The sequence below is a fragment of the Marinitoga aeolica genome, assembly GCF_029910535.1.
In the GTDB taxonomy this organism is placed as follows: domain Bacteria; phylum Thermotogota; class Thermotogae; order Petrotogales; family Petrotogaceae; genus Marinitoga; species Marinitoga aeolica.
In genome coordinates this window covers 226,868-252,223 of sequence record NZ_CP069362.1, presented here as the reverse complement: position 1 = coordinate 252,223, position 25,356 = coordinate 226,868, and the positions used below count along the sequence as shown (strand labels likewise).

Sequence of the window (25,356 nt, the reverse complement as noted above, 5' to 3'; positions counted from 1 at the left end):
CACCTTAGGGTGCTATTTTTTATATTGCTATTTTAAATGTCTAATTATAATTTGAAAAAATAATTCTCAAAGGAGGGGGTGTTTTGGGATATATGAAAAACTATATGTCTAATTTAGAAATCAAAGAAGATCTCATTTTAATGATTAATAATTTGAAAGAATCAGATTTTAATGAAATACTTATAGATTCTTTTAAAGAAAGTATTTATTTTACATTTACTAATAAAGGTCATCAATTAATAAAAATAATAAAATCAATTCCAAAAGTAATAAAATCAACGAGTGAGTTTTTAAAAAGCATAAAAATAGAAGATATAAAAAAATTTAAATTTAAAAAATTATTGTATATTCCAAAAAATATTTTATCAGAATCAAAAAAGATTATTCAAGAAAAATATACAGAGTTTAATAATTTAACTTTTAAAGAAAAAAAAGGAAAAATAGTAAATGTATTATTATTTTCATTAATGACATTAATAACAGCTGGTGGAGTAGATTTAGAAGGCGGGGTGCCCGATTTAGATATAAAACTTTTTGGCATAGGTGGTCATAGAAACATATTTTTTCATTCAATTATTATAGGATTTATTTTGGAATTCTCTTTAAGATTTATATTAAAACTAGTTCAAAAATCAAAAGAATATGGTTATTTACCTAGTAATATATTTTGGAAAACAATATATAACCTTTCTTTAAGAGAAGATGTATTAGTAAATGGTGCCTGGATAGGCCTTTCATTACATTTTTTTAAGGATGCAAATATTTTTGGTGGAAGAGTAAAACCATATTCTGGTATTAGAGGTAAAAGTATGAGTTTTCATAAAAGATTATTTGCAACAAATGGATTAATTGCAGGGATTTTTGGAATAAAAAAGAAAGATAATAATTAAATGTCTATTAATAATTTGAAAGGGGTGATATCTTGATTAAAATATCAGAAAATGTAAGAAGAAAAGTATCAAAATATGGTTTAAGAGAAAATGATGCTTTTATTATTATGAGATATGGAAGAAAAGCTAAAGGAAAAAGAGGGGCAACAATTTTTTATATACCAAAAAGAAAAATAGAAAACAATAAAGTACTAGAAAAATATAGAAATGTTTATGTTTTTGCTAAAGATAATATAGTTATTGATATCTTTAAAAATGCCAATTTTAAGATTTATTCTAAATGAGGGGAAAAGATGTATGTAATTATGGTATATGATGTAAATCCAAAAAAGGTTGCAAAGGTATTGAAAAAGTCGAGAAAATACTTAAATTGGATTCAAAACTCTGTTTTAGAAGGAGAGATTACCGAAAAAGATTTTAAAATATTAAAAGATTCTGTAGAAAAAATATTGGATAAAAATGTAGACACAATATACTGGTATATAATGAAAAATTCTATGAAACCCAGAACCTATATATTAGGAGAATCAAAAGGTAAAACATCAAATATAATTGTATAAAGGGGGTGAAGAATGGATACTATTTATGTATTTTTAGACGGCGAATTAAAAAGAAAGGATAGTACATTATATATAGAACCAAAAGATAAAAATAAAAATTCATTACATATTCCTTTAAAAAACATATCATCTTTAATGTTCTTTTCTGAAGTTACTTTAAACAAAAGATTATTGCATTTTTTTGCAAAGGAAGAAATACCCGCGTATTTTTATGATTATTATGGAAATTATATAGGTGCATTTTATCCTAGAGAAATGAATAAAATAGGCTTAACAATGATTAAACAATATGAAAATTACATAAACAAAGATAAAAGATTAAAAGTGGCTAAAAAGTTTGTTGAAGGTTCATCAGAAAATATGATAAGAGTTTTGGAAAATTACAAGAAAAATTATAATGATTTAGAAAAAATAATAAATTTAATGAGATCATTACAGAAAACAGTTGATTCACAAAATAATGTAAATGCAGTAATGGCAATAGAAGGAAATATTCGAAAAAATTATTATAAAGGGTTAGGTATTATCTTAAATAAAAACAATTTCACCTTTGAACAAAGAACGAAAAAACCACCTAAAGATGAGATAAACGCAATGATAAGTTTTGGAAATGTCATATTATACAATATTACATTAGCTGAAATATATCAAACATCTTTAGAACCTAGAATTTCTTTTTTACATGAACCAAATATGCGAAAATTCTCACTAAATTTAGATGTATCAGAAATTTTTAAACCAATTATTGTGGATAGAAGTATTATAACTTTGATAAATAAAAATATAATAAAAAAAGATGAAGATTTTACTCCAGTAAATGAAGGTGTTTATTTATCAAAAACTGGTCAAATTAAATTAATAGAAGAAATAGAAAAAAGATTAGAAACAAAAATTACATTATATAAAGATCAAAAAATATCATACAAAAATTTAATTAGATATGAATGTTATAAACTAATAAAACATTTAAAAGGAGAGGAGGAATATAAACCATATAAATTATGAGTATGTATTTAATAAGTGTATATGATGTTAACGAAGAAAGAGTAGGTAAAATACATAAAATTATGAAAAAATATTTAATTTGGCAGCAAAATTCAACATTTGAAGGATATATAACTCAGGGTAATTTCAAAAAATTAAAAAGGGATTTATACAAAATTATAAAGAAAGAAGAAGATAATATTATATTTTATATATTCAATTCAAAAGAAAACTTTATAAGACTTGATTTTGGAGTAGTAAAAACAAAATTTGAAGGATTAATAATTAAATAAATGTCTAGTAATAATTTGAAAAATTAAAGAGGAGGCTAGAGTATGAGTAAAATTTTAATTACACCATTAGGCACATCACCAGGAGTTGTTTATACAGCTTTAAAAAGCACAAATCCAGATCTATGTATTATTGTTACATCAGAAAAAGGTGCAGAAAAAATAAGTGAAATTGCTGAAAAATCAGATTTTAATTTAAAAAATATAAAAGTAATAAAATTTAATAATCCTTTTTATGGATTTGAAGAAATTGATGAAAAAATAAAAAATGTAGAAAAATATTTAAATGATGCTGAAGAAATATATTTTAATTTAAGTGGTGGAACATCATTTTTACAATACGTAATTGGAAAAATAAAGGAAATAGTTAATGTGAAAAATAAAAGCTTTTTTGCAGTAGATAAAAGAGATATATTTCAACAAAAAGAGAATCCATATGTAATAGGAGAATGGATAGAAGTAAAATAGGAGGTGATTAAGTGGAATTTTTGAAAAAACTATTAAATTATAATAAATCAGTAATGAATAACGAAAAAAAAGTTATAGAAAATAATGAAAGAGAATCAGAAAAAAATAACAATGTAATAACAACAAATATTAATGAAAATAATCAAGAATTCAATGAGAATGTTAATGAAAACAAAAAAGAACAAGTAGCTGAAAATGTATTAAAAATAATAAAAAATGGAAAAGAATTTTTAGTTCCTGCTGAGATTTCTGGTAGATATATTGTTCAAGATATATTAAGTGCAAATAGCGGATTTGGATTGATATTAATAGCTGAAGATAAAGTTTTATTTGGTAGAAAAGTATTAATAAAATCTAATAATTATAAAAACAAAATAAAAAGAACGAATTTAGATAGTAAGGAAATAATAGAAAAAAGAAGAAAAGATATTGAAATAGAAAAAGCTATATTATTAGCATTAAAAAAAATGAATATTCCAAATATACCTGTACTATGTAATTACGTAAAAGGGTACGCACCAACAATAAACTGGCCTGACGGAAAAATTATTCCTGGAAAACAATTTTTAAATGAACTAGCATATGATGAACCATATATTGTAATGCAATATATTGATGGAGATACTATATCTGATTATATAAAAAATAACAATATAGATAGGGAATCTCCTTATTGGCAAATGTTCGTATTAAAATTAGCCAAACAATTATTAAAAACATTCAAAGATATGCATAAAGGAAATAGCAAAGGAGCAAAATTTGTATATCAAGATTTAAAACCAGACAATATAATAGCAAGCCCTAATAACACATTTACATTAATAGATTTAGGAGGAGTTGCTATAATAAATCCTAATGGAAAATTTATAAACAGAGGAGTTGGAACACCAGGTTATATGGCGCCAGAAATAAAAGATAGGAATTTACCTTTTGATGGAAGAGCAGATATATATACATTAGGTGTGATGATGTATGACTTATTTACTGAAGAAAATCTATCAAATTATACAAATGAAAAAGGGATTGCAAATTTAGATTATTCAAAGTTAAATATACATCAAAGTATAGTAAAAATAATAGAAAAGGCATCACAAAAAGATATAAATAAAAGATATCTTGATTGTAAGGAAATGCTAAATGATGTTTTTATAGCATTAAGAAATGTAAGCAGTGCATATCATATAAATTCATCGATATAGGAGGGATTAATTTGGCATATATTGAATCAAGAATAGAAAAAAGGGATATTTTAATATTTAACAATGTTGAATGGATAACAGATTTCAAAATATTTAAAGAAAAACCAAATTTAGAAAATATAGAATATCCATTAAAAAATTTTGAGAATAATGAAGTTTTATTTTTATTTGATGAAAAATTAAAACCTTTTAAAGAAGTAAATAATGATATTGAAAGTGTAATAAATATGACTTTGAATTTATTAGAATTAATGGAAAAAACAGAAGAAAACGGTTATAAGTTTTTTATAATCGATCCAAAATCTATATATTTTGATCAAGAGTTAAAACCATATATATTTCTATATTACCCAATATTTAGCGAATATGATATAGTTGAATTAAAAAAATTTAATATGCCAATATCAATAAGATCAAAAATTTCTAAATTTGATTTAAATAATTCAACATTGATAGCAGAAATATTTGCAAGATTATTATTTGGTGATGATTATATATCTATTGGAAAAATAAAGGAAAAAAAATATTACGTAAAAGAAAAATTAAAAGAAATGGGAGAATATGATTTACAATATTGGTTTAAAAAGTCATTATATAACGATTATTCAATCAAGCAATCTAAAAAAATATTTTTAAAAACTTTGGAAAGAAGAAAAAGAAGAAAAACACAAAAAAAATTAATTGAAAAAATAGCAAGAGCAACTAAAAGTTCTGAAGGAAGTAAAAAATTAAAGGAAGAAGATGATTTTTTAGATGATGTAAATCAAGATTCGTGGTTTAAAGATGTATATAATGAAAAAGCTATATTTGCAGTTATGGATGGTGTATCAACAGCTAAAGTGGGAAATGGAAAAATAGCTTCAAATATAGTTAAAGAAATTATTTTAAATAAATGGGATGAATTAAAAGAAAAAGATATTAACACTGAAACAGTAAAAAGATTTATTGAAGATATATTAAAAGAATCTAATGAAAAAATATTGATTAAAGCAAAAGAATTAAAAAAAGAATTTAATGCAACTGATATTATGGCTAGTACTTTAGCATTAGTAATATTATACAATGATAACTTATACATTGCATCAGTAGGAGATTCAAATATATTTATAATGAATAAAGATTATATCTTAAAAATGAATATAGAACATAACATAAAAAGAGAAAAATTAATTAATAAAAGAAATTTAAAAGGTAAAGAATCATCATTAACAGAATATATAGGGAAATATAAACAAATAGAAAATGAAATTGTACCAGAAAAGATCAATTATTTCTATTCAGAAACAAAATTATTAGATGATGAAATAGTACTTGTAAGTTCTGATGGAGTATTGGACTATTGGAAAGGAGAAGAAGACAATAAAGAAGATTTTTTTAAAGAAGATTTTTTTAAAATATATTCAAAATATAATAAATTGAAAGTAGCAGCAATAAAAATAATTTGTGAATTAGAATCCAATGAAGCAGCGGATAATATAACATTACATTTATTTAATCCTATATATAAAAAGGAGGAAAAATAATGAAAAAATGTTTAAATTGCCAAAGAGAATATGAAGACGACTATCCAGAAGAATTTTGTGAGTGTGGTGGATATATTATTCAAGAGCAACAAACTGAAAAAAAAATAGAAAAAGAAATGAATGAATTTTTAAAAGTATTAAATGTAGTACATGAAAATAATCAATTAGATGAAACTATTGGCGATTATGAAATTAATAAAAATTTAGATGATGCAGAAATAGAAAAAACTGAAAAAATAGAAAATATTGCAGAAACAGCTGGAATAATAATAAAAGTATATTCTAGTAAGAAAGAATTAATAGAAAAAAATTTTTTATATGACGAAATATTAATTGGGAGAAAAAATCCAGAAACAGATATAGATTTAGAAGATTTTGATTTAGAAAAAGAAATAAGCAAAAGACATATAAAAATAATAAGAGAAAATAATGAATATTATTTATTAAGATTGACAAAAAAAACACCTATATATTTAAATCAAAATATTGTAAAAATTGGAGAAAAAATAAAATTAAATGATGCTGATAAAATAATTATATCCAAAAAAATAGGAATTCAAGTTTCATTTATGTAATCACTAAAAATGTATATTTAATGACAAAATTAAATGTCTATAAATAACTTAGAATAAATAAATATTAAAATTTCATATTCAAAAACTAAATATAAATTATAAAAATGGTCAGGTTTCTCTGACCATTTTTAAATGTCTAATAATAATTTGAAAAACAAAATTGTTAAAAGGGAGGTAGAAAAATGAGAAAGTTAATACAAAGTGTTGGATTAGCTATTTTAGGTCGTATTATAGGATCTCATATAGGAGTTGCAATGTTTGGAACAGCAGTATCTGGAACATGGCCTTTGGCAATAATATTAGCAATTATTGGGCTTTTAATTTAAATCAGGGAGTATTCTCCCTGATTAATTCTAAAAATTTCAAATGTCTATTTATAATTTGAAAAACAAATTTATTAATGGGAGGTTAGAGCATGAGTGGAAAATTAATATCTTTAATTGTAGGAGTTGTAATTGTTTTTGTGGTTTTAGCAATAGTATTTCCAGACTCAACAAAAGGATTTATGGCAAAAGTAGATACACAAAGAGAAAAAATTGAAAAAAGTAATACAGCTGAAAGCTCAATTGAACTAATAAAAAAAGAAATAGAAGATATGGAAAATGAATATAATAGTAAATTAGAAAAAATTGCAGAAGTAAAAGTAAAAAAAATGAATCTAGAAAAAGAAATAGAAGATATAGAATCAAAAATAAAAGATTATGAAGAAAAAATAAATAAATTAGCAGAAATTTACAGATCAGCTAAAAATAAAGGAAAAAATGAAGTTGAAATTGGTACAAATAAATATAAATTAAATGAATTAAAAGAAAAAGCAGAAATATTGAAAAATGAAATTGATGAAAACTTAAGCAAACAACTTGAATTAAAAAAAGAAATATACGGAGAAATAACTGAATCATTAAATAATGCAAATAAATTATTAAAAGAATATAGAACGAAAATTGAAGAAGAAAAAGCAAGATTAGCAAGAGTTACTGCAAAGAAAATGAAATTAGATATGAAAAAAGAATTAGAAGGATTTGAAGAAGATTTTATGACAGGAAAATATACAAAAACAGGTGAAGAAATAGAAAAAGCATTAGATGAAGAAATAATGAAATATGATGCAAAAAGTGAAACTATGAATTCTGAAGGATTAGAAGATATAAATAAACTAACAAAAGAACTAGATGAAGTTGAAACAAAAACAAATATAAAAGAAGAAATTGATAAATTATTTGATGGTGAATAATGTATGGCCAGGAAAACCTGGCCTTTTTTAATGTCTGTTGATAATTTGAAAAATCAAAAATAAAGGGAGGTATTAACTTGAAAGAATTAGTACTATCTTATAACTTTGATAAACCTTATGTTTATTCTGGCTCAAAAGAAGATACATATGTAAATTTATTATTAGAAGTAAAACCTGGAGAAGAATTAAGAAAAGAAGAATATGCAGTAAAAGGAACAGATTTCTGTATTGTTTTGGATGTATCAGGTTCAATGAATGAATATATTGAAGGTAAAATAACAAAATTAGAAACAGCTGTAAAATCTACTAAAAACTTATATCAATTTTTAACTCCAGAAGATAGTATAAGTTTAATAATATATCATTCATATCCTGTTGTAATATTGGATCATGCAAAAAATTTAACAGAAGAACAATTTAATGATGCAGTTGAAAAAGCATATAGTGAATCTGGAGCAACAAATATTTCAGCAGCTTTGGCTAAAGCAAGAGAAATATTGAAAATAAACACAGGAAATACAAAAAAAATTATATTTTTAACAGATGGATTACCTGTAGAAGATAGAGAAGAAGATGGAATAAGAGAAGGTGCTTTAATAGCAGAAGAAAATATAAGTATAACAGCACTTGGAATAGGTAATGATTTTAATTACTCATTTATTGAAAAAATCGTAAAACCAGGAAGAGGTACAACAGATTGGATAAAAAATGCTTCACAATCAATACAAGTATTTGAAAGCGCATTAAAAAGATCTAAATCAGTTGTAGTAAATGAAATTGAAATAGAAATAAAAGTATCAGAAAAAGTTAGAGTTAATGATTATTATAGAGCAGTACCTGAAACAACATATTATGGAAAAATGGAATTAGATAAAGAAAGAATATATAAAATAAAATTAGATGATATTGAAAATAATAGATTCTATCAATATGTATTTGAAATAGCTATACCTTCAGCAAGAAATAAATATGATGGAAAATTTAGAGTAATGTCAGCAAAATTAAGCTATCATATACCAGCAACAAACGAAAGAAAAGAACAAAATGTAGATATTGTAATAGATATGACAAGTGATTATGAAAAATCAAATTATGAATATCAAAGTGTAAAAGATATAGTTCAAAGATGTAATATAAAAAGATTAGATGATTATTTAAATGAATATATTAATAAAAATAATGATAGAGGAGTATTAAAAACATTAGATGAAATAATAGAAAGAGCTGAAGAAATAGGTGAAGATGAAATAGCAGAAAATTATAGAAAAATAAAAGAACAATATATAATAACCAAAAATATACCAAATGATTTATTAATAGCTGCTTCAAATTCCTCTACAAAAATAAATGATGAAGGATTTATAACAGATGAAGAAGATTTAGATTCATTATATAATGATATATTTTAACCTTACCCCGCATTTAGCGGGGCTTTTTTGGAGGTGAAAAGATTGAAATATGCTGAAATTTTTGAAAATTTATTTGATATTGAAGAAGAAAATGAAGATAAATTGAAATTAGAGTTTTATTTAAAAAACAAAATAGTTTTGACAAAAGAATTAAAATATGATGAAGCGATTATAGGAAGAAGTGTAGAATCTGATATTGATATTTCAGAATTTGATTCTAAAAAAAGTTTTTCAAGAAAAATATTAAGAATATTAAGATTGGAAGGAAAATATTATATAGAGGATATATCAAATAATGAAGTAATATTTAATAAAAAAATAATGACTAAAGATAAAAGATATGAATTAAATAATGGTGACAAAATAATAATTAATAGAATGCTTGGAATAAAAATCATAATAAATAATAGAGAAAGCAAAGGAAATGACATACCTGATGAAATTACTATAGAAAATAAAAAAATAATTTTAGATACAAATGTTTTAATAAACGATATTGGAATAATAGAAAAATTAATATCTAAAAAAAACAGAATAATAATACCATATGAAATATTAGAAGAATTAGACAATTTAAAAAGAAAAAAAGATTTGCAACATAATATTAGCAAGATTCATAAAAAATTAGACAAATACACAAAAAATAATATGATTGAAGTTAAATTAGGTAATGTAAATAATTTACCACCAGAATTAAATATGAGTAAAGCAGATAATATAATTCTTTCAGTAGCATTGGAAGAAAAAGATTGTATATTTATAACTTCAGATAAAAATTTAAAGTTAAAAGCTAGAGGTTTGGGAATAGATGTAAGAGACATAAATGAAATATAAAGGAGATGATATTTTGGAATGGAAGAAATACAAAAATTATTCTAACAAAGAAAGTATCATTAGTTCAAAAATAAATAGTTTTAGTGAAACATTTAAAATTAGATTTTATACAAAAGATGTATTAAAAGATAATATTGTATTAGGTTATATTTTGCCTGTTTCAGATAATGAAGAAAAAAAAATAAAAAGACAAAAAATATTAGAAAGAATAATAAAAGTAAATAATTTAGCTTCCAGCAATCAATTACCAGAAATAGTAGATTTTAAAAATAATATAGTATATATGGATTATTTTGATGGAGTAATAATGAAAGATGCTATAAAAAACAATTTTTTTGTAAAATATAATTCAAATACTAAAAAAGATCAAGATGAAATAGCATTAAAAAGAATTATGAGAAGTATAATTCCATCATTAATAGACTTTCAAAGAGATTTATATAATAAAAATTTGATTCATTTAGGAATATTTCCAGAACATATAATTGTTCAAAAAGATGATATATTAAAAATTAAAGGGTTAAGATATATAAGCAGACATATTAATGGATACATTGATGATAAAGTAATAACAAATGAAAATTTATATGGAAGCATAATAAATAAAAGATATACACCACCTGAACTAATTGAATACATAAAATCTAAAGGAAATAAAAAAATAAAAGCAAAAACTATAGTTTCATATCAAATTGGTATATTGCTTTTTGATATTGTTACGAAAGGAGCATATATAAATAATGAAATTACTGGTGATTTAATATATAATGCAAAATATTATTTAAATTATTTTGAAAGTCAAAATGTAATGCAATTTATTTTAGATTTAATTGATCCAAATCCTGTAAATAGAATGGAAAAATTTGAAGATATTAAAGAAAAATGTAGAGAATTTACAAAATAATTATAAATATGGTATAATGTATAGTATATAAATTTAAATTTTAACAATAGGGGGTAAAAATGTGAATTTATTAGAGTACGAAATAACAACTATTTCGCCTATGTTTGCAAGCCGTAATGGAAGTACTTTCGAATTAACATCACAAAGTGTTAGAGGAGTATTAAGATTTTGGTTTAGAGCAGTTATACCAAGAATATTAAATATTCATCATTATGATGGAAGAGAAGAAAATTATATTGGATTGAAAAAAGCAGAGGAGTTAATATTTGGTTCAACTAAAATAAAATCCACATTTGATGTTATTATCGAAGAAATTGATTTACAAAAAAGCAGAAATACTGATGAATTCGCACCTGGTAGGTATAATAAATATGGTATATATGGTGTAGAAAATAGGGAATTTTTAAAAGAAAATTCAAAAATTAAATTAATTTTTGTAATAAAAGATGAAAAAGTGAAAGAGTTATTAAATGACTTATTAATTCTTACATCTTTAGTAAGTGGATTTGGTGCTAAATCAAGAAAAGGATTTGGAAGTTTTAAGATAAACAATATAACTAATATTACACTAAATGATATATTGAATAAATTAGATGAAGAAAACAAAAAAATATTTTCAAATGATAAGTTTGAATTAAACCCTACAGAATTTAATGGTGAAGTTGCTGACTATCCGGTATTAGTCAGGGGTTATTATAAAAGTTTTTCAATTAACAAAAATAATAATTCATTCAAAGATGTATATAATTATTTATTTAGAACAGCTCGAAACTTTAATCAAAAGGGTATTTATACAAAAACAAAATTAAGGTTAAGAAGAAAAGGTGGAGATTCATTTACAAGTGCTATACACGAAGTTGAAAGAAACAATGGTGAAAGAGACATAATATTTCATCAATCAATTTTAGGATTGCCAATAAACTATAAAACATGGGATGGACAGCATAGAAGGTTAAGAGGTAGTAATTATACATTAAAACCCAGAGAAACAGACAGAAAAGCTTCACCACTTTTTATTTCAGTTCATAAAAAAAATAGTGGCTATACAATTAGATTTTTAGTTTTAAAAAGCAGATTAACAAATAGTGATTCTAAATTAATTTTTCAAAAAAGTAGAAATAGAATTTTTGTAAAAGGGAATGAAAATTATGATGAATTAATTGAAGAATTAAAAAATAATGTTAGGGGGTAAAAAAGTGAATTGGGAAAATAAAATAATAGCATTATTACATGATCCTATAGAAAAAGCCATTAATATTACCAACCATGAAAATATTGCTGATGAGAGATTAAGAAAATTCAAATTATATATAAAAAACAAAAACTTTGATTATTTATCAAGTGCAGCAGATAGAATATTGTTTCCAAAAGAAAAAGAACATTTTTCTAAAAGATATTCATTAGACATAAATTTACATCCTGAATATATTCATCCTTTAACTGGAGAAAAATTAGAAGACTATTTTAATGAAGAATTCAAAAAAGAAGTTAGAAAAATAGATTCTGATGAAATAACAAAAAAGTTAAAGTTTATAGATAATGATTATAAAAAAACATATTATAAATTATGGTGGGAATTACCAGAATTATTAAATATTTCATATATGTTACCAGCAGACACAAGAATGCCAAGTCATTCTATTATAGATCATTTAGATAGTGCATCAGCAATGAGTGTGTCTAATAACCTTTCTTTGATATTAGTTTCAATAGGTCCTGTTCAAGAATTTATAGCAGCAGGCAGAAGTACAATAGATCTTAAAGTGGGAAGTTATATATTATCTTATTTAACATTCCAGGGTATAAAAGTAATTGGTGAAAAATATGGATACGATAATGTTATCTTTCCATATATGAGAGGAAATTATTTCGTTAAAAAAGAATTAGAAAAACTAGGATTAAACTTAAAAACAAATGCTGATCCATCAGTTGCTTCATTACCAAATGTGTTTACTGCTATAGTACCTTCAAAAGATGTTCAAGATTTAAAAATAGAAATTAATACTGCAATAAAAAATGAAATGAAAAAAATAAGTGAATTTATAAAATCATACATAGAAAAAAATAAAGATGATAATATAACAATATTAAATAACTTTAATAAATGGGATGAACAAGTATCTCAATTTCCAACTGTAATGATAATTGAACAAAAAATAGATGATATAGAAGGAAATATAGAAAATCATTATAATTATACAAAAGATGAAAAAATAAAGAAATTATATAATGAAATAAAAAAATTAGAAAATACATATACAATAAAAAATATTTCTTTCTATGGTGTATATAGTGAATTATTAGGTATAAAAAGTGCATTAAGAAAAGCAACTAGAGATTTTACTCAATTATATGAAAATAGCGAAGAACATGGTGATGATATTAGCGGTAATAATAAATCACTAATAGAAGTAAAAACTATATATGAAAATAGTGAAAGATTAGAAAAACTTTCTGCACTATCAGCAATAAAAAGATTTTTCGTTCATTATTTAAAAGAAATAGGTTATACAGAAGCATATGATAAATTAAAGGATATTAGATCAACAGAAAAAATAGCAGATAAATATAACTTAGCTGTATTATTAATGGATGGGGACAATATGGGAAAATGGATTTCTGGGAATTTAGGGCCTTCCATAAAAAATAGATTGCATTCAAAAATCGTATCTGAATTAGAAAAAGAAAATAAAGAATATGTAGAAATTTTGGATAAAATTCATTTTGTAACTCCGGCATATCAAAGAATGATTAGTAGAACATTAAATCACTTTTCAAACTTTGTTCCAAAAATAGTTGAAGAATTTGATGGATTATTAATATATGCTGGTGGTGATGACGTCTTAGCATTATTCCCTTCAAACAAAGTATTCAATGCAGCTAATAAATTAAGAAAAGTATATTCTGGAATTGGTGATGTAAATATTGGAGATTATGTATTTAAAAATGGTTGGTGTTATTTAAAAAATATTCCTATATTCAATATGATGGGAAAAACAGCAACAATGAGTGCAGGAATCACAGTTTCAAAACATAATTTTAATCTAAAACTAGCTTTAAATAAAGCAAGAGAAATGGAAAAATTAGCAAAAGCAAATGAAGAAGGAAATATGAAAAAAAATAGTTTTGCAATAGCAACCATCAGAAGAAGTGGCCAAGTAACTCAATCAAAAAGTTTTTGGGATATTGAAAGATATGATGTATTAGCCAAAGCACAAGAATTTATTGAAAACTTTGAAAATGAAAAATCCATAAAAAATTTAATTAGTAGATTAAAAAATGAATATATAAATTTCTGTTTAGATGAATTAGGAAATGAAATAATGTCAATAAAAGATTTCAGAGATAAAGTTATTCCATATATACAAAAAAGAATGCAATTAAAAAAATTAAAAGATGAAATTAAAATTATATTAGACGAAAATATGAATTTTAACAAAGAAAAAATTTTAGATTATTTTAATACCCTTGAAAATATAGAATATTCAGGAAGGGAGAATAAATATGAAGATTAAAACATTATTTATTAAACCAATAGATTATGTGGGATTCAGAAAATCAAAAACGTTTTCTCATTCCGAAGAAGCTATATTTCCTAATATAAAAACCTTTTATGGTGCAATATTAGGTGCATATTTTAGAAATAATAATTTAAAAGCAGAAGATATAGAAGAAATAATTAATTCAAAAAAACTAAAAATTGTAGGTCCTTTTTTATCTGATGTAAATGAAAATATATATTTTAAAATTCCAGCTATTATTAAACAAAATGAAGAAACAAAAGAATACTTTAAAGGTACATTAGATAGTAATTTTTCATTTGTAATAAGTAGTAAAGAATTATATGGAATTAAATATGAGTCTATGAGAAATTTAAAAGAACCTCAAAAATCATATATTTCATTAAATGAATTAGAAGAATTAAAAAAAGGAAATATTGCAATTGAAGATACCATTCCTGAAATATTTGAAAGAGAAGAAAAAATAGGAATAGCTTTAGAAAATAGAAAATCTAAAGAAGGCATGTTATATTCATATTCATATTTTAGGTTTAAAGAAAATGCAGGATTTGTATTATTTGTTGAAAAAGATGAATTAAATATTTTAAATGAAATTGAATATATAACATTAGGCACAAAAGGAAAATTAGCTAAATTAGAAATAAAAGAAATAGAGACCTCAATTTTTGATAAAATTACTAATAATGAAAAAGGATTAATATTATTAACGCCAGCATATTTCGATAATGGAGTATTGCCAATAAGAAATGAAAATATTATAGCTATTGCAAATTACAAACCAGAAAACATAGGATTTTGGGATTTAAAAAACAAAAAGCCTGGAGAATTATTTAAAGTTGTACCTTCTGGAAGTGTTTATTATATAAATAATGAATTTAAAAATGAGTATAAAGATAATTTCACAGATAAATTTAGCGAATATAATTTTGGAAAATATATAGAGATAAAATTATAAGGGGGTTTTTAAATTGAGTGGAAAAATAGGTTTTTTATATGCTGTTACACAAATTCATGCTGGTAAGGGTATGGATGTAGGAGTAGTTGATCAACCAATACAAAGAGAAGTTCATACAGGGTTTCCTATAATTTCTGGTATTAAAGGTGCAATAAGAAATGAAATTGATTTTGGAAAAGATGAAAAATTAGTATTTGGTTCTCGTCCAGACACTAATGAAGAAACAAATCCAGGATATGTGACATTTTCAGAAGCAAAAATATTGTTTTTTCCATTAAGAAGTATAAATAGAGGTATGATTTGGATAACATGTCCATTAGTATTATCAAGATTAAAAACCGCTTTTGAAGTAGTTGGTAATAAAGAAATGACAAATAAAATAGAAGAATTTTTAAATAATATTGACAAAAATAAGGAATATTCTACATTTAATGAAACTAAAGTAAATCTTGAAGAATATGTAATTGAACCAGAAAAATCAGATAAATTAAAAGATTTAATTGAAAAAATAAAAAATATTGCTCCTGATAACTATTTAAAAGATGTATTAGTAGAAAATACAATACTCTTAAAAGATGAAGATTTTGCGTTTTTTGTAAAAAATGCTACTGAAGTATTACCAAGAATAAGAATTGATAGCAAAACTGGTGTTGTAAACGCAGGTGCTTTATGGTATGAAGAATATTTGCCACAAGACTCTATAATGTTTTTTATAGTCAAACCATTAAAAAACAATGATGAATTAATAAATATAGTTTCAAATAATTTAGATAATCAATATATAAACGTAGGTGGTAAAGTTTCTGTTGGTAAAGGTTTTGCTTTTATAAAATTAATGTGAGGTGAAATGATGAAAAGAGAAAACAGCACTAAAAGAATAGCTAAAGATTTAGTATTAAATAATTCAAATAGATTAAATGAAGAAGATAAAAAAATATATAGATCATTAATTAAAGGGTTAGGTTCAATGATAATTCAAAATGGATTATATGGAACATTAGTTTTTTTAAGGGCAAAAGCTAAAACACATCATCTGGCAGTTTTTGATGATATACAACATTTTTTAAAAGAAAAAAATCTTTTTCAAGGTGATGACTTATTAGAATTTCTTGAAAATACAGAAAATTTATCTGTAATACAAGATAGAGTTTTAGAATTTACTAATTGGTATAGAAGATATGCAGACATATTTATAGGTGGTGATTGATTTGAAGCACTTTATACATCAACCAAATGAAATAAAAAATTCAAGTTTATATTATGATAAATTTGTATTTAGTGAAAGAAGAATAATGGAAAAAGATAACACAACTGTAAATGAAATAAATAATATATTAAAAGGTAATACTGGAGATAAAAACATAAAAAAGAATAAAAATGAGTTAAAAAATATAAATACTCTTTTTATATTAAATAATACAAAAGATATAAGGGATTTGGCAAAAGGAGAAAAAGAAAAAGTTCTAGAAAAACATATTAAGCAAAGGTATAAAAACATCTTAAAAGATTTAGTAATAAAAGATCTTTGTAAAAAAATAGAATTAACAAAAAATATAAGACACAATATGATAAGCTCTTTAAAAAATAGATATGATATTATTAGTTATAAAATATATACAAAAACACCATTTTTAGTAGGAGCTGGTATTCCTTCAATTGATGAGATTGGATTTTATTGGAGTAGAAATTTAGGGTTACCTATTATACCAGGAACAACTATAAAAGGAGCTTTTAGAAAATATTTAGAATCAGAAAAATCAACATTTATTAAAGAAATTTTTGGCGAAGAAGATAAAAAAGGTAAAGTATCATTTTTAGATGCTGTTCCAATAAATGATATTGAACTAGGAATTGAATATCAAACACCACATTTTCAAAAATATTATAACGGAAATCAACCGCCAAATGATGTATATAATCCAGTTCCATTAAATTTTTTAAGTGTATTTAAAGGTAAATTTAGAGTTGATATAATAATAGAAAGAAATAATAATAACATTGTTGAAGAAATACAAAGCAATTTTAAAAATTTTATAGAATATTATGGTCTTGGAGCAAAAACATCAATGGGATATGGAAGGTTTAAAATAAATGGGCAGCTTTAAAGCTGCCTTTTTTTATTTAAAAAATAATTATCAAAAATTAAACTAAAAAATAACAATGTTAAATAAAATATAGTTCGATATACGAATTATATGCCGAGATCCGGGGAAATAAAAATCATCCAAAATATTTATTATTAGTGAATCACAATTTTGTAACTATGTAACAACCAGGTTAATTCATAAAAATTAAAGAAAAATGAGGGGGATCCGGAAAACACAAAAAATTCTAAAAATATATTCATTAGTGAATTTAATATTTAGTAAACCGCACGATAAAGGAAATGAAAAGAAAAGGTGTTATAATAATAGTCAGTATTTCTACGTGTTTTTAATCTACCTATAAGGTATGGAAACAATTGATATTATGTGCATACCATACATAACCTTTAAGTTTTTAATCTACCTATAAGGTATGGAAACTTATAATATCTTTATATTTATATGTATTACCTAAAACAATGTTTTTAATCTACCTATAAGGTATGGAAACAAAAACTTATTTACTAATTCATCACTTGTTCTTACTATTGTTTTTAATCTACCTATAAGGTATGGAAACCTATGAATGTTGCTGGCTGAACGTCCTTAATGACAAAAGTTTTTAATCTACCTATAAGGTATGGAAACGCTCTTTTGAAAATAAATAATTTCGTTGATTCCCACCAGTTTTTAATCTACCTATAAGGTATGGAAACTTCTTTCTTTTTCATTATTTCTATTCCTTCAAATTCAGTTTTTAATCTACCTATAAGGTATGGAAACCAATTTTGTTTTTCAAAATCTCTGCTATTTGTTTTTTGTTTTTAATCTACCTATAAGGTATGGAAACGAAGCTCTCAAAATTCTATTGTTTCAACTTCGTATTCTTCGTTTTTAATCTACCTATAAGGTATGGAAACTTTTTACGTAATTTATCAAAATATTTAATTGTATTTTGTTTTTAATCTACCTATAAGGTATGGAAACTTACAAATTGAAACAGATTGTTGTATGTGTAACTTTCGTTTTTAATCTACCTATAAGGTATGGAAACGTATAATTACCCTTTAATATAATTTGGTTATCTTTTCTCATGTTTTTAATCTACCTATAAGGTATGGAAACTGTCTTGTTGCTCTTTGATTTGTTCTATTACGTCTTGATGTTTTTAATCTACCTATAAGGTATGGAAACCCAGTTATCAAATTCAATACCAGTTGCTTTTTTAATCATTGTTTTTAATCTACCTATAAGGTATGGAAACGCAGGACTGCCGTGCTATACATAGGCTATCAATGTGTAGGTTTTTAATCTACCTATAAGGTATGGAAACCATGATGATTTTTTTAATTTTTTTCTTTTGCTTATAAACGTTTTTAATCTACCTATAAGGTATGGAAACAGGTGGAAATTCTATAATATTACCGTCATCAGTCATCACGTTTTTAATCTACCTATAAGGTATGGAAACTTGTAAGAGCCATCTTCTAACTCTTCATAGGGATATATTGGGTTTTTAATCTACCTATAAGGTATGGAAACCTTCTTCATCTCTTATCCATACATATGTATGTTCATCAGTTTTTAATCTACCTATAAGGTATGGAAACTGTTAACATTAGATTATTATTATTTTCTTATTATATAAAAAGTTTTTAATCTACCTATAAGGTATGGAAACTTTTCCAATTCTTCAAAAAACAAATCTCTATTAGTCATTGCGTTTTTAATCTACCTATAAGGTATGGAAACTCATAAATATCATATTTTTTAAGATATATTTGGATAAACTCGTTTTTAATCTACCTATAAGGTATGGAAACCTCAAGTATAGGATCAATTACAGATATTGTTATTCCTTTGTTTTTAATCTACCTATAAGGTATGGAAACCTCAAGTATAGGATCAATTACAGATATTGTTATTCCTTTGTTTTTAATCTACCTATAAGGTATGGAAACAGAAACCATGTTGAAGTTATATACCCCGCCAACACAATGTTTTTAATCTACCTATAAGGTATGGAAACCTTTCTATTTCTTCGCAAGCATTCAGTATTGTCCTGGTTTTTAATCTACCTATAAGGTATGGAAACTGCGTTCAAGATTATCTTGAACGCATTTTCTAATTCTTCGTTTTTAATCTACCTATAAGGTATGGAAACAGGCCCCTTATTTAAGTTTCCAATCTAGAATAGCTTCATGTTTTTAATCTACCTATAAGGTATGGAAACCTGAATGCATTTTCTATCTCTTCTCTTTCCTTGGGTTCAGTTTTTAATCTACCTATAAGGTATGGAAACGATTAGCAGGCGTTTACAAAAAAGGAAGAGGGGTTTTAGTTTTTAATCTACCTATAAGGTATGGAAACTTTTTCATAACCACGCCTCCTTGATTTTTTTATTTTTGTTTTTAATCTACCTATAAGGTATGGAAACTCATTAAACATTTCTTCTGCTTTTTCAGCGATATTTTGTTTTTAATCTACCTATAAGGTATGGAAACAAACCTTGTCAAATCTTTTAAATCCTTTTACTTCTTGTTTTTAATCTACCTATAAGGTATGGAAACTTTCTCTTAAACCCTTAAATCTTTTCTTTAAATAATGTTTTTAATCTACCTATAAGGTATGGAAACTCATAAATATTTAAAATTCCGTTGCTTCGTTTATTTTGTTTTTAATCTACCTATAAGGTATGGAAACTCTGCCATTCCCGTTTCCATTGTCATTGTATCTGTCATAGTTTTTAATCTACCTATAAGGTATGGAAACTCACTATCTATCTTTTTTCTGTTGATAGTTAATTTTGTTTTTAATCTACCTATAAGGTATGGAAACCTAGACGCCTGTCTAGACAAAGCGTGAAATAGCGAATGGTTTTTAATCTACCTATAAGGTATGGAAACGATGATTTCTTTGTCTATTCCATCTACTTGTTCTTTAACTAGTTTTTAATCTACCTATAAGGTATGGAAACTGTCATTAAATATCCTACCCTTGAAATAGGTTTTTTGTTTTTAATCTACCTATAAGGTATGGAAACTAACAATATACATCACACCCCTTTGAGGTTCAGGTAGGTTTTTAATCTACCTATAAGGTATGGAAACAAATTATCCACTTCAAACACATTATCTTCTGTAATAGGTTTTTAATCTACCTATAAGGTATGGAAACAATCTGGCATATTTTTTTGCTTTTCTCATTACGATATGAGGTTTTTAATCTACCTATAAGGTATGGAAACTTGCCGGTATATATGGTTCAGCTATAGAGAAAGACCTAAGTTTTTAATCTACCTATAAGGTATGGAAACCATTCTTTTATATTAAAAAAGAATAATCGTCCGTTATATGTTTTTAATCTACCTATAAGGTATGGAAACGTTTCTTGGGTTCAACGAACCCAAGATACAATCTCATCTCTGTTTTTAATCTACCTATAAGGTATGGAAACAATTCACTATTCTTATACATAATAAAGTACTTATGTTGTTTTTAATCTACCTATAAGGTATGGAAACCGAACCCAAGATAAAGTTTGAACTCTGGGTCTTCCTTGGTTTTTAATCTACCTATAAGGTATGGAAACTTACTTGCTTATTGTTTTTTACACCTCTTTCAATATTAGTTTTTAATCTACCTATAAGGTATGGAAACCTTTCGCTAATTGTCACTATTTTATATTTTTCCATACATGTTTTTAATCTACCTATAAGGTATGGAAACTTTTATAGTTTTAACTCTCGCCTTTAAACCAATACTAAGGTTTTTAATCTACCTATAAGGTACAGAATATTACATCTTTCCACTTATTAATAGGAAAAAAACTAAGGAAATGTTGAATTTTATAAATGTATCTATGAATGTAAATTTGTTTTTGAAGTTATGTGCTTATAATGAAAATGGGGATTAATCCCCATTTTTTTGTTTTTAATTCATATAAAATGCGATCTATATTTTAAATGTCTAGTAGTAACTTGAAAGAAACCAAAACCTCATTTTTTAATAATGAAAGGAGAGATATAGGTGAAAAATTTTACATTAGAAGATTTTTTGGATTTTATCAAAAGTGAAAAAGTATTATTTCCAGCTTCAATTGGTTTAATGATTTTGGGAGGAATACTTATATATCGAGAATCAAAAATATGTTATAAAATGACATTTTATGAAGCTTTAAATATCGTATATGGGGAACAAAGATGAATAACGGCAAATTAACAAGAGTAGTAGAAATGTGGAGAAGAAATAATTTTAAAGTCATTCCTCTATATAATTATCAGAAAAGGCCAATATTTAACGATTGGCCTCATTATGTGTATAATGAGAAAGATTTTGAGAAAATTACTGGATATGGATTGTTGACAGGGATAAAAATTAAAGATGATATATATTTTCATGTTATAGATATTGATGTATATGATAATACTAAAAATAATTTATTAAAGAATATCATTAATTATTTGAAATTAAAAAATCCTTTTATTCAAAAAACTGTGAGTGGGGGATATCATATATTTTTTGTTACAAACAAAGTTTTCAATAAAAGTAAAATAGTGATGAATAATTATGCAATTGAATTATTAGGTAAAGGGCAAATAGTTGTTGGGTATGGTTCTCAAGTATATTCTAATAAAACAAATAAATATGGTGTTTATGAATTATTACCTAAGTCGAAAAATATAAATTATATAGAATCAAAAATAATAGATAAGATGTTTAATTATAAACAAAAAAATACTTTAAATTCAAAAATAATATCTTAAAATAAACTGTTTTAATATCGTTTTTTGTATGATATAATAATATGATTAGGAGGTGATTAAATTAAAATATAAAGAAATATTTAGGTTATATGAAAATAATTTTTACAATTTTTTCTTTTTAGATGAAAAAGTAGATAAATTTTTTGTAAATATACATGATATTTTTAAAGTTCATATAATTAATATTAGTAAATATAATCTATCTTTTTCACCTGAAATTCAAAAGAAAATATATGATTTTGTATTTGAAAAAAATTTAAAATATTGGTATATTGAAAAAAACGATATTAATCAAGAAGATGTTAGGATTTTATACCTATTAAATATTTATAATACTCTATATGGAATCAGTTTTGAAGAAACCAATATATCAAATTTAGAATATGCTTTTTTAATAAAAAAAATATTGTTGAATAAGGAATTTTGGGAGTATTATTTATTAAATACAAAAGAATTTAATTTTTTATTTGTTATTTTAAATAATAAAGATATATTAAAGTTGAAAATGGATGAGAATGAGAAAAAATTATTTTTAGATAGCTTAAAATTTTTCTTTGAAAAATCATTAATTATTAATCCAGCATATTTTATATATCATTTATTAAAGGATAGAGGCAAAAACTATATACTTCGATTTTTTGTTGATATTATTATAAAAAATAATATTCCTATAGGTGATGAAAATTTAGAATTTTTATATATTATGTATGAATATAATGCTATAGAAAAAATGAATGAACTAATAGAGGAATATAAAAAAGATAAAGATGTTAATTATAAATATTATTTGGAAGAAATAGAAAAAGTATATGATATTTCATTAAATCCAATAAAAGATAAATGGGAATTATTATATAAAACATATCCATTACCAAAAGAAAAAAATGAATATTTTAAAGAAATTATAAGGGAAGGGGTAAAGTATGCCAAGAAGAAAAAATAAACATTTAAAAGAATTAGATGAATCAAACGGTTTAAATGAAATGTTTGAAAATTATTTAAATGTTATAAATGAATTAAAAAAGATTATTTTGAATAAGGATGATGTAATAGAAGCTATAAGTTGCAGTTTTATAACAAATACCAATGTTCTTTTGGTAGGAGAACCTGGAACAGCAAAAAGTATGATAATTAATGAATTTTCTAAATTAATGGGATTTGATAATGAAGAAGGATATTTTCATTATTTATTAACAAAATTCACCGAGCCATCTGAAGTATTAGGATCTTTAAACATTTCTGAATTAAAAAAAGGAAAATATGTAATTAATACTAAAAACAAATTACCAGAAGCTAATGTGGTTTTCTTAGATGAAGTTTTTAATGCAAATTCTGCGATATTAAATTCTCTTTTAACAATAATAAATGAAAAAAAATTGCTTATTGGTGACGTATATAAATCACTTGATGATTTAATAGTAATATTTGGAGCTACAAATCATACTCCGACGGATCCTTTATTAAAAGCTTTTTATGATAGATTTCCTATAAGGGTTTTAGTTGAAGGATTAGATAGAAGAGATTATGAGGAATTATTAAATAGAGAGTTTGAAATTGAAGAAAATAATATTAAACATAGTAAAAAAAGTTTGTTTAAAAGAGAGGAAAGTATAAGTTTTGCTAAAAAAATGAATGAATATATTATAAAAAAATATTTTGAGTTAAAGCATGATAAATATATTATAAGTCTATTAGATAGAATAGAAATATTGAAAAAAGATAGGGATATATTTATATCAGATAGAAATTTGAAATTCTATGTTAAAAACATGATTGCTTATTCTATGATAAGAAATGAATCATTGGATTTACAATTAAATTTGGAAGATGTGAAATTTATTTTGTCAAAAATATTTAATAATGAGGAGCAAAAAGATGAAATTGAAAGAATACTCCTATGAAGATATTAAATGTTTAAAAAAGATTATATCAACTATTTCTATAGATGATGCAAAAAATGGTGCGGTAATTTTGGGAGTTAATCTATATGATTTTTTTAAATATAATAAATATGACAAAGAATTTCCACAAATAGAAATATTTATTAATTCTTTGAAGAAAAATTATTTAGGAGATATAAATAAAGAAAAAATATACATTTATGTATCAAAGATAATTAATTATTTTTATAATGCTGATGGGAAATTGTTAAATGCAAATAATCTAGAGAATATTATTAATGAATATTACGATAAAAAATATAGTGATGGGTTGTCAAAAATAATTATTAAAGAAAATATTGATTATTATATAGTTTTATTTAATAAAAACAATAATGGATTAATTGAAGATAATCTTATTAAATCAAAATATATTTTATCTGAAAATGAATATTCTGATAAATATATTGAAGTAAAAAAAGACATAAGTGAAATATACATAGGTATAGATGAGAGAATGACTCAAAATATTGATGACATAAAAAGGTTAAGGGATATTGAAGACATAAAAAATTTATTGCCATCTTATTTTATGTTTTTTGAAAAAGAATACGAAGATATATTTAATTATCTCTTTTCAAAAAATGAGTTGTTATCTTTTAATCATTCTGGACAATTAGAAGTAAATAAAAAAATTAATATTAAATTTTATTTTAATTATTCAAATAATAGAATATTGGAAATAAACGGGAACAATTTTTTTGCAACAACTTTTTTAAAGTTAATTTTTCTATATGTATTTTATATAATATATAAAGAGTTCTATTCCAATGAGCTTATACAAAATAATGAATTTACTTTTTATTTAAATTCACGAAAAATATATTTAGACAGAGATATGTTATTTCTTGATGAGAATATAGAAATTGATTTTGATAATTTTAAAGGAAATATATTAGAAATAATACCTGACTTTTTTGTTTCAAATAATTTTGATGATTATGAAGGATATTATCATAAGAAAAATTATTATAATGATATAAATATCAACATCTATTTTGGGGATAACTTTACATATTCTAATAAAAAATATAATAACTATAATTTTTTCATCAAGCCCATAGATGAACTAATTAATGCAAAAGATAAAAATAAGGTTGATTTTGATTCAAATCTTTTTAAAATACAATATGATGATCATGAGGAAAAACTCAATATATATAATTTGATAAAAAGAATATTAATGTTCATTATCTCTAATACTATTGAAGATAGGTGATA

At 23.6% G+C, this 25,356-nt stretch carries 25 protein-coding genes and 1 CRISPR repeat array; all 25 genes read left to right on the top strand.

Annotation, left to right across the window (positions count from 1 at the left end):
• Window positions 1–83 precede the first annotated feature (83 nt).
• The 25 genes from JRV97_RS01165 (at window position 84) to JRV97_RS01045 (ending at window position 25,354) form a co-directional block, all read left to right on the top strand.
• Window positions 84–890: a hypothetical protein gene (locus JRV97_RS01165; protein WP_280999470.1), complete on the top strand. Its 807-nt coding sequence runs from the start codon at window positions 84–86 to the stop codon at window positions 888–890.
• Window positions 891–922: 32 nt separating this feature from the next.
• A complete protein-coding gene (locus JRV97_RS01160; protein ID WP_280999468.1) occupies window positions 923–1,174 on the top strand; it encodes a hypothetical protein in 252 nt (83 codons plus the stop codon).
• 9 nt (window positions 1,175–1,183) lie between these two features.
• Window positions 1,184–1,450: a CRISPR-associated endonuclease Cas2 gene (cas2, locus tag JRV97_RS01155; protein ID WP_280999466.1), complete on the top strand. Its 267-nt coding sequence runs from the start codon at window positions 1,184–1,186 to the stop codon at window positions 1,448–1,450.
• Between the two features lie 12 nt (window positions 1,451–1,462).
• Entirely contained in the window at window positions 1,463–2,455 is a 993-nt protein-coding gene (gene cas1b / locus JRV97_RS01150; protein ID WP_280999464.1) for a type I-B CRISPR-associated endonuclease Cas1b, read from the top strand.
• A gap of 2 nt (window positions 2,456–2,457) precedes the next feature.
• A complete protein-coding gene (gene cas2, locus JRV97_RS01145; RefSeq protein ID WP_280999462.1) occupies window positions 2,458–2,727 on the top strand; it encodes a CRISPR-associated endonuclease Cas2 in 270 nt (89 codons plus the stop codon).
• A 42-nt stretch (window positions 2,728–2,769) separates the two neighbouring features.
• Complete coding sequence (locus JRV97_RS01140; RefSeq protein ID WP_280999460.1) at window positions 2,770–3,192, top strand: hypothetical protein; 423 nt, start codon at window positions 2,770–2,772, stop codon at window positions 3,190–3,192.
• An 11-nt stretch (window positions 3,193–3,203) separates the two neighbouring features.
• Window positions 3,204–4,391, top strand: a complete 1,188-nt coding sequence (locus tag JRV97_RS01135) for a protein kinase domain-containing protein (RefSeq protein WP_280999459.1) — start codon at window positions 3,204–3,206, stop codon at window positions 4,389–4,391.
• An 11-nt stretch (window positions 4,392–4,402) separates the two neighbouring features.
• A complete protein-coding gene (locus JRV97_RS01130) occupies window positions 4,403–5,914 on the top strand; it encodes a protein phosphatase 2C domain-containing protein (RefSeq protein ID WP_280999457.1) in 1,512 nt (503 codons plus the stop codon).
• Window positions 5,914–6,489 (top strand): FHA domain-containing protein, encoded by a 576-nt coding sequence (locus JRV97_RS01125; RefSeq protein WP_280999455.1) that lies wholly within the window; start codon window positions 5,914–5,916, stop codon window positions 6,487–6,489. Before JRV97_RS01130 ends, JRV97_RS01125 begins: the two co-directional genes overlap by 1 nt.
• A 182-nt stretch (window positions 6,490–6,671) precedes the next feature.
• Window positions 6,672–6,815 (top strand): hypothetical protein, encoded by a 144-nt coding sequence (locus JRV97_RS01120; RefSeq protein ID WP_280999453.1) that lies wholly within the window; start codon window positions 6,672–6,674, stop codon window positions 6,813–6,815.
• 89 nt (window positions 6,816–6,904) lie between these two features.
• Entirely contained in the window at window positions 6,905–7,723 is an 819-nt protein-coding gene (locus tag JRV97_RS01115) for a coiled-coil domain-containing protein (protein WP_280999452.1), read from the top strand.
• A 77-nt stretch (window positions 7,724–7,800) separates the two neighbouring features.
• The gene (locus tag JRV97_RS01110) at window positions 7,801–9,132 is read left to right on the top strand and encodes a vWA domain-containing protein (RefSeq protein ID WP_280999450.1); all 1,332 of its coding nucleotides are present in this window, start codon (window positions 7,801–7,803) and stop codon (window positions 9,130–9,132) included.
• Between the two features lie 42 nt (window positions 9,133–9,174).
• On the top strand, window positions 9,175–9,966 hold the full coding sequence (locus JRV97_RS01105) for a PIN domain-containing protein (RefSeq protein WP_280999448.1): 792 nt from the start codon (window positions 9,175–9,177) through the stop codon (window positions 9,964–9,966).
• A complete protein-coding gene (locus JRV97_RS01100; RefSeq protein WP_280999446.1) occupies window positions 9,956–10,870 on the top strand; it encodes a protein kinase family protein in 915 nt (304 codons plus the stop codon). Before JRV97_RS01105 ends, JRV97_RS01100 begins: the two co-directional genes overlap by 11 nt.
• A gap of 61 nt (window positions 10,871–10,931) precedes the next feature.
• A complete protein-coding gene (gene cmr1, locus JRV97_RS01095) occupies window positions 10,932–12,062 on the top strand; it encodes a type III-B CRISPR module RAMP protein Cmr1 (RefSeq protein ID WP_280999444.1) in 1,131 nt (376 codons plus the stop codon).
• 4 nt (window positions 12,063–12,066) lie between these two features.
• The gene (cas10, locus tag JRV97_RS01090) at window positions 12,067–14,385 is read left to right on the top strand and encodes a type III-B CRISPR-associated protein Cas10/Cmr2 (RefSeq protein ID WP_280999442.1); all 2,319 of its coding nucleotides are present in this window, start codon (window positions 12,067–12,069) and stop codon (window positions 14,383–14,385) included.
• Window positions 14,375–15,346 carry a type III-B CRISPR module-associated protein Cmr3 gene (gene cmr3 / locus JRV97_RS01085; RefSeq protein ID WP_280999441.1) on the top strand — a complete coding sequence of 324 codons (972 nt, stop codon included), beginning with the start codon at window positions 14,375–14,377 and terminating at the stop codon, window positions 15,344–15,346. The genes cas10 and cmr3 overlap by 11 nt, the downstream gene beginning before the upstream one ends.
• 13 nt (window positions 15,347–15,359) lie before the next feature.
• Entirely contained in the window at window positions 15,360–16,187 is an 828-nt protein-coding gene (gene cmr4 / locus JRV97_RS01080; RefSeq protein ID WP_280999438.1) for a type III-B CRISPR module RAMP protein Cmr4, read from the top strand.
• Between the two features lie 9 nt (window positions 16,188–16,196).
• On the top strand, window positions 16,197–16,553 hold the full coding sequence (gene cmr5 / locus JRV97_RS01075; protein WP_280999437.1) for a type III-B CRISPR module-associated protein Cmr5: 357 nt from the start codon (window positions 16,197–16,199) through the stop codon (window positions 16,551–16,553).
• Window positions 16,546–17,451, top strand: a complete 906-nt coding sequence (cmr6, locus tag JRV97_RS01070; protein ID WP_407081552.1) for a type III-B CRISPR module RAMP protein Cmr6 — start codon at window positions 16,546–16,548, stop codon at window positions 17,449–17,451. Before cmr5 ends, cmr6 begins: the two co-directional genes overlap by 8 nt.
• 324 nt (window positions 17,452–17,775) lie before the next feature.
• Window positions 17,776–21,227: direct repeats of the CRISPR family, unit length 30 nt; unit sequence GTTTTTAATCTACCTATAAGGTATGGAAAC.
• 231 nt (window positions 21,228–21,458) lie between these two features.
• Window positions 21,459–21,635, top strand: coding sequence for a hypothetical protein (locus tag JRV97_RS01065; RefSeq protein WP_280999435.1), 177 nt, complete (start codon window positions 21,459–21,461; stop codon window positions 21,633–21,635).
• Window positions 21,632–22,195, top strand: coding sequence for a bifunctional DNA primase/polymerase (locus tag JRV97_RS01060; protein WP_280999434.1), 564 nt, complete (start codon window positions 21,632–21,634; stop codon window positions 22,193–22,195). The genes JRV97_RS01065 and JRV97_RS01060 overlap by 4 nt, the downstream gene beginning before the upstream one ends.
• Before the next feature lie 52 nt (window positions 22,196–22,247).
• Entirely contained in the window at window positions 22,248–23,138 is an 891-nt protein-coding gene (locus JRV97_RS01055; RefSeq protein WP_280999417.1) for a hypothetical protein, read from the top strand.
• Complete coding sequence (locus JRV97_RS01050; RefSeq protein WP_280999415.1) at window positions 23,119–24,096, top strand: AAA family ATPase; 978 nt, start codon at window positions 23,119–23,121, stop codon at window positions 24,094–24,096. The genes JRV97_RS01055 and JRV97_RS01050 overlap by 20 nt, the downstream gene beginning before the upstream one ends.
• A complete protein-coding gene (locus JRV97_RS01045) occupies window positions 24,071–25,354 on the top strand; it encodes a hypothetical protein (RefSeq protein ID WP_280999413.1) in 1,284 nt (427 codons plus the stop codon). The genes JRV97_RS01050 and JRV97_RS01045 overlap by 26 nt, the downstream gene beginning before the upstream one ends.
• The last annotated feature ends 2 nt before the right edge of the window (window positions 25,355–25,356 follow it).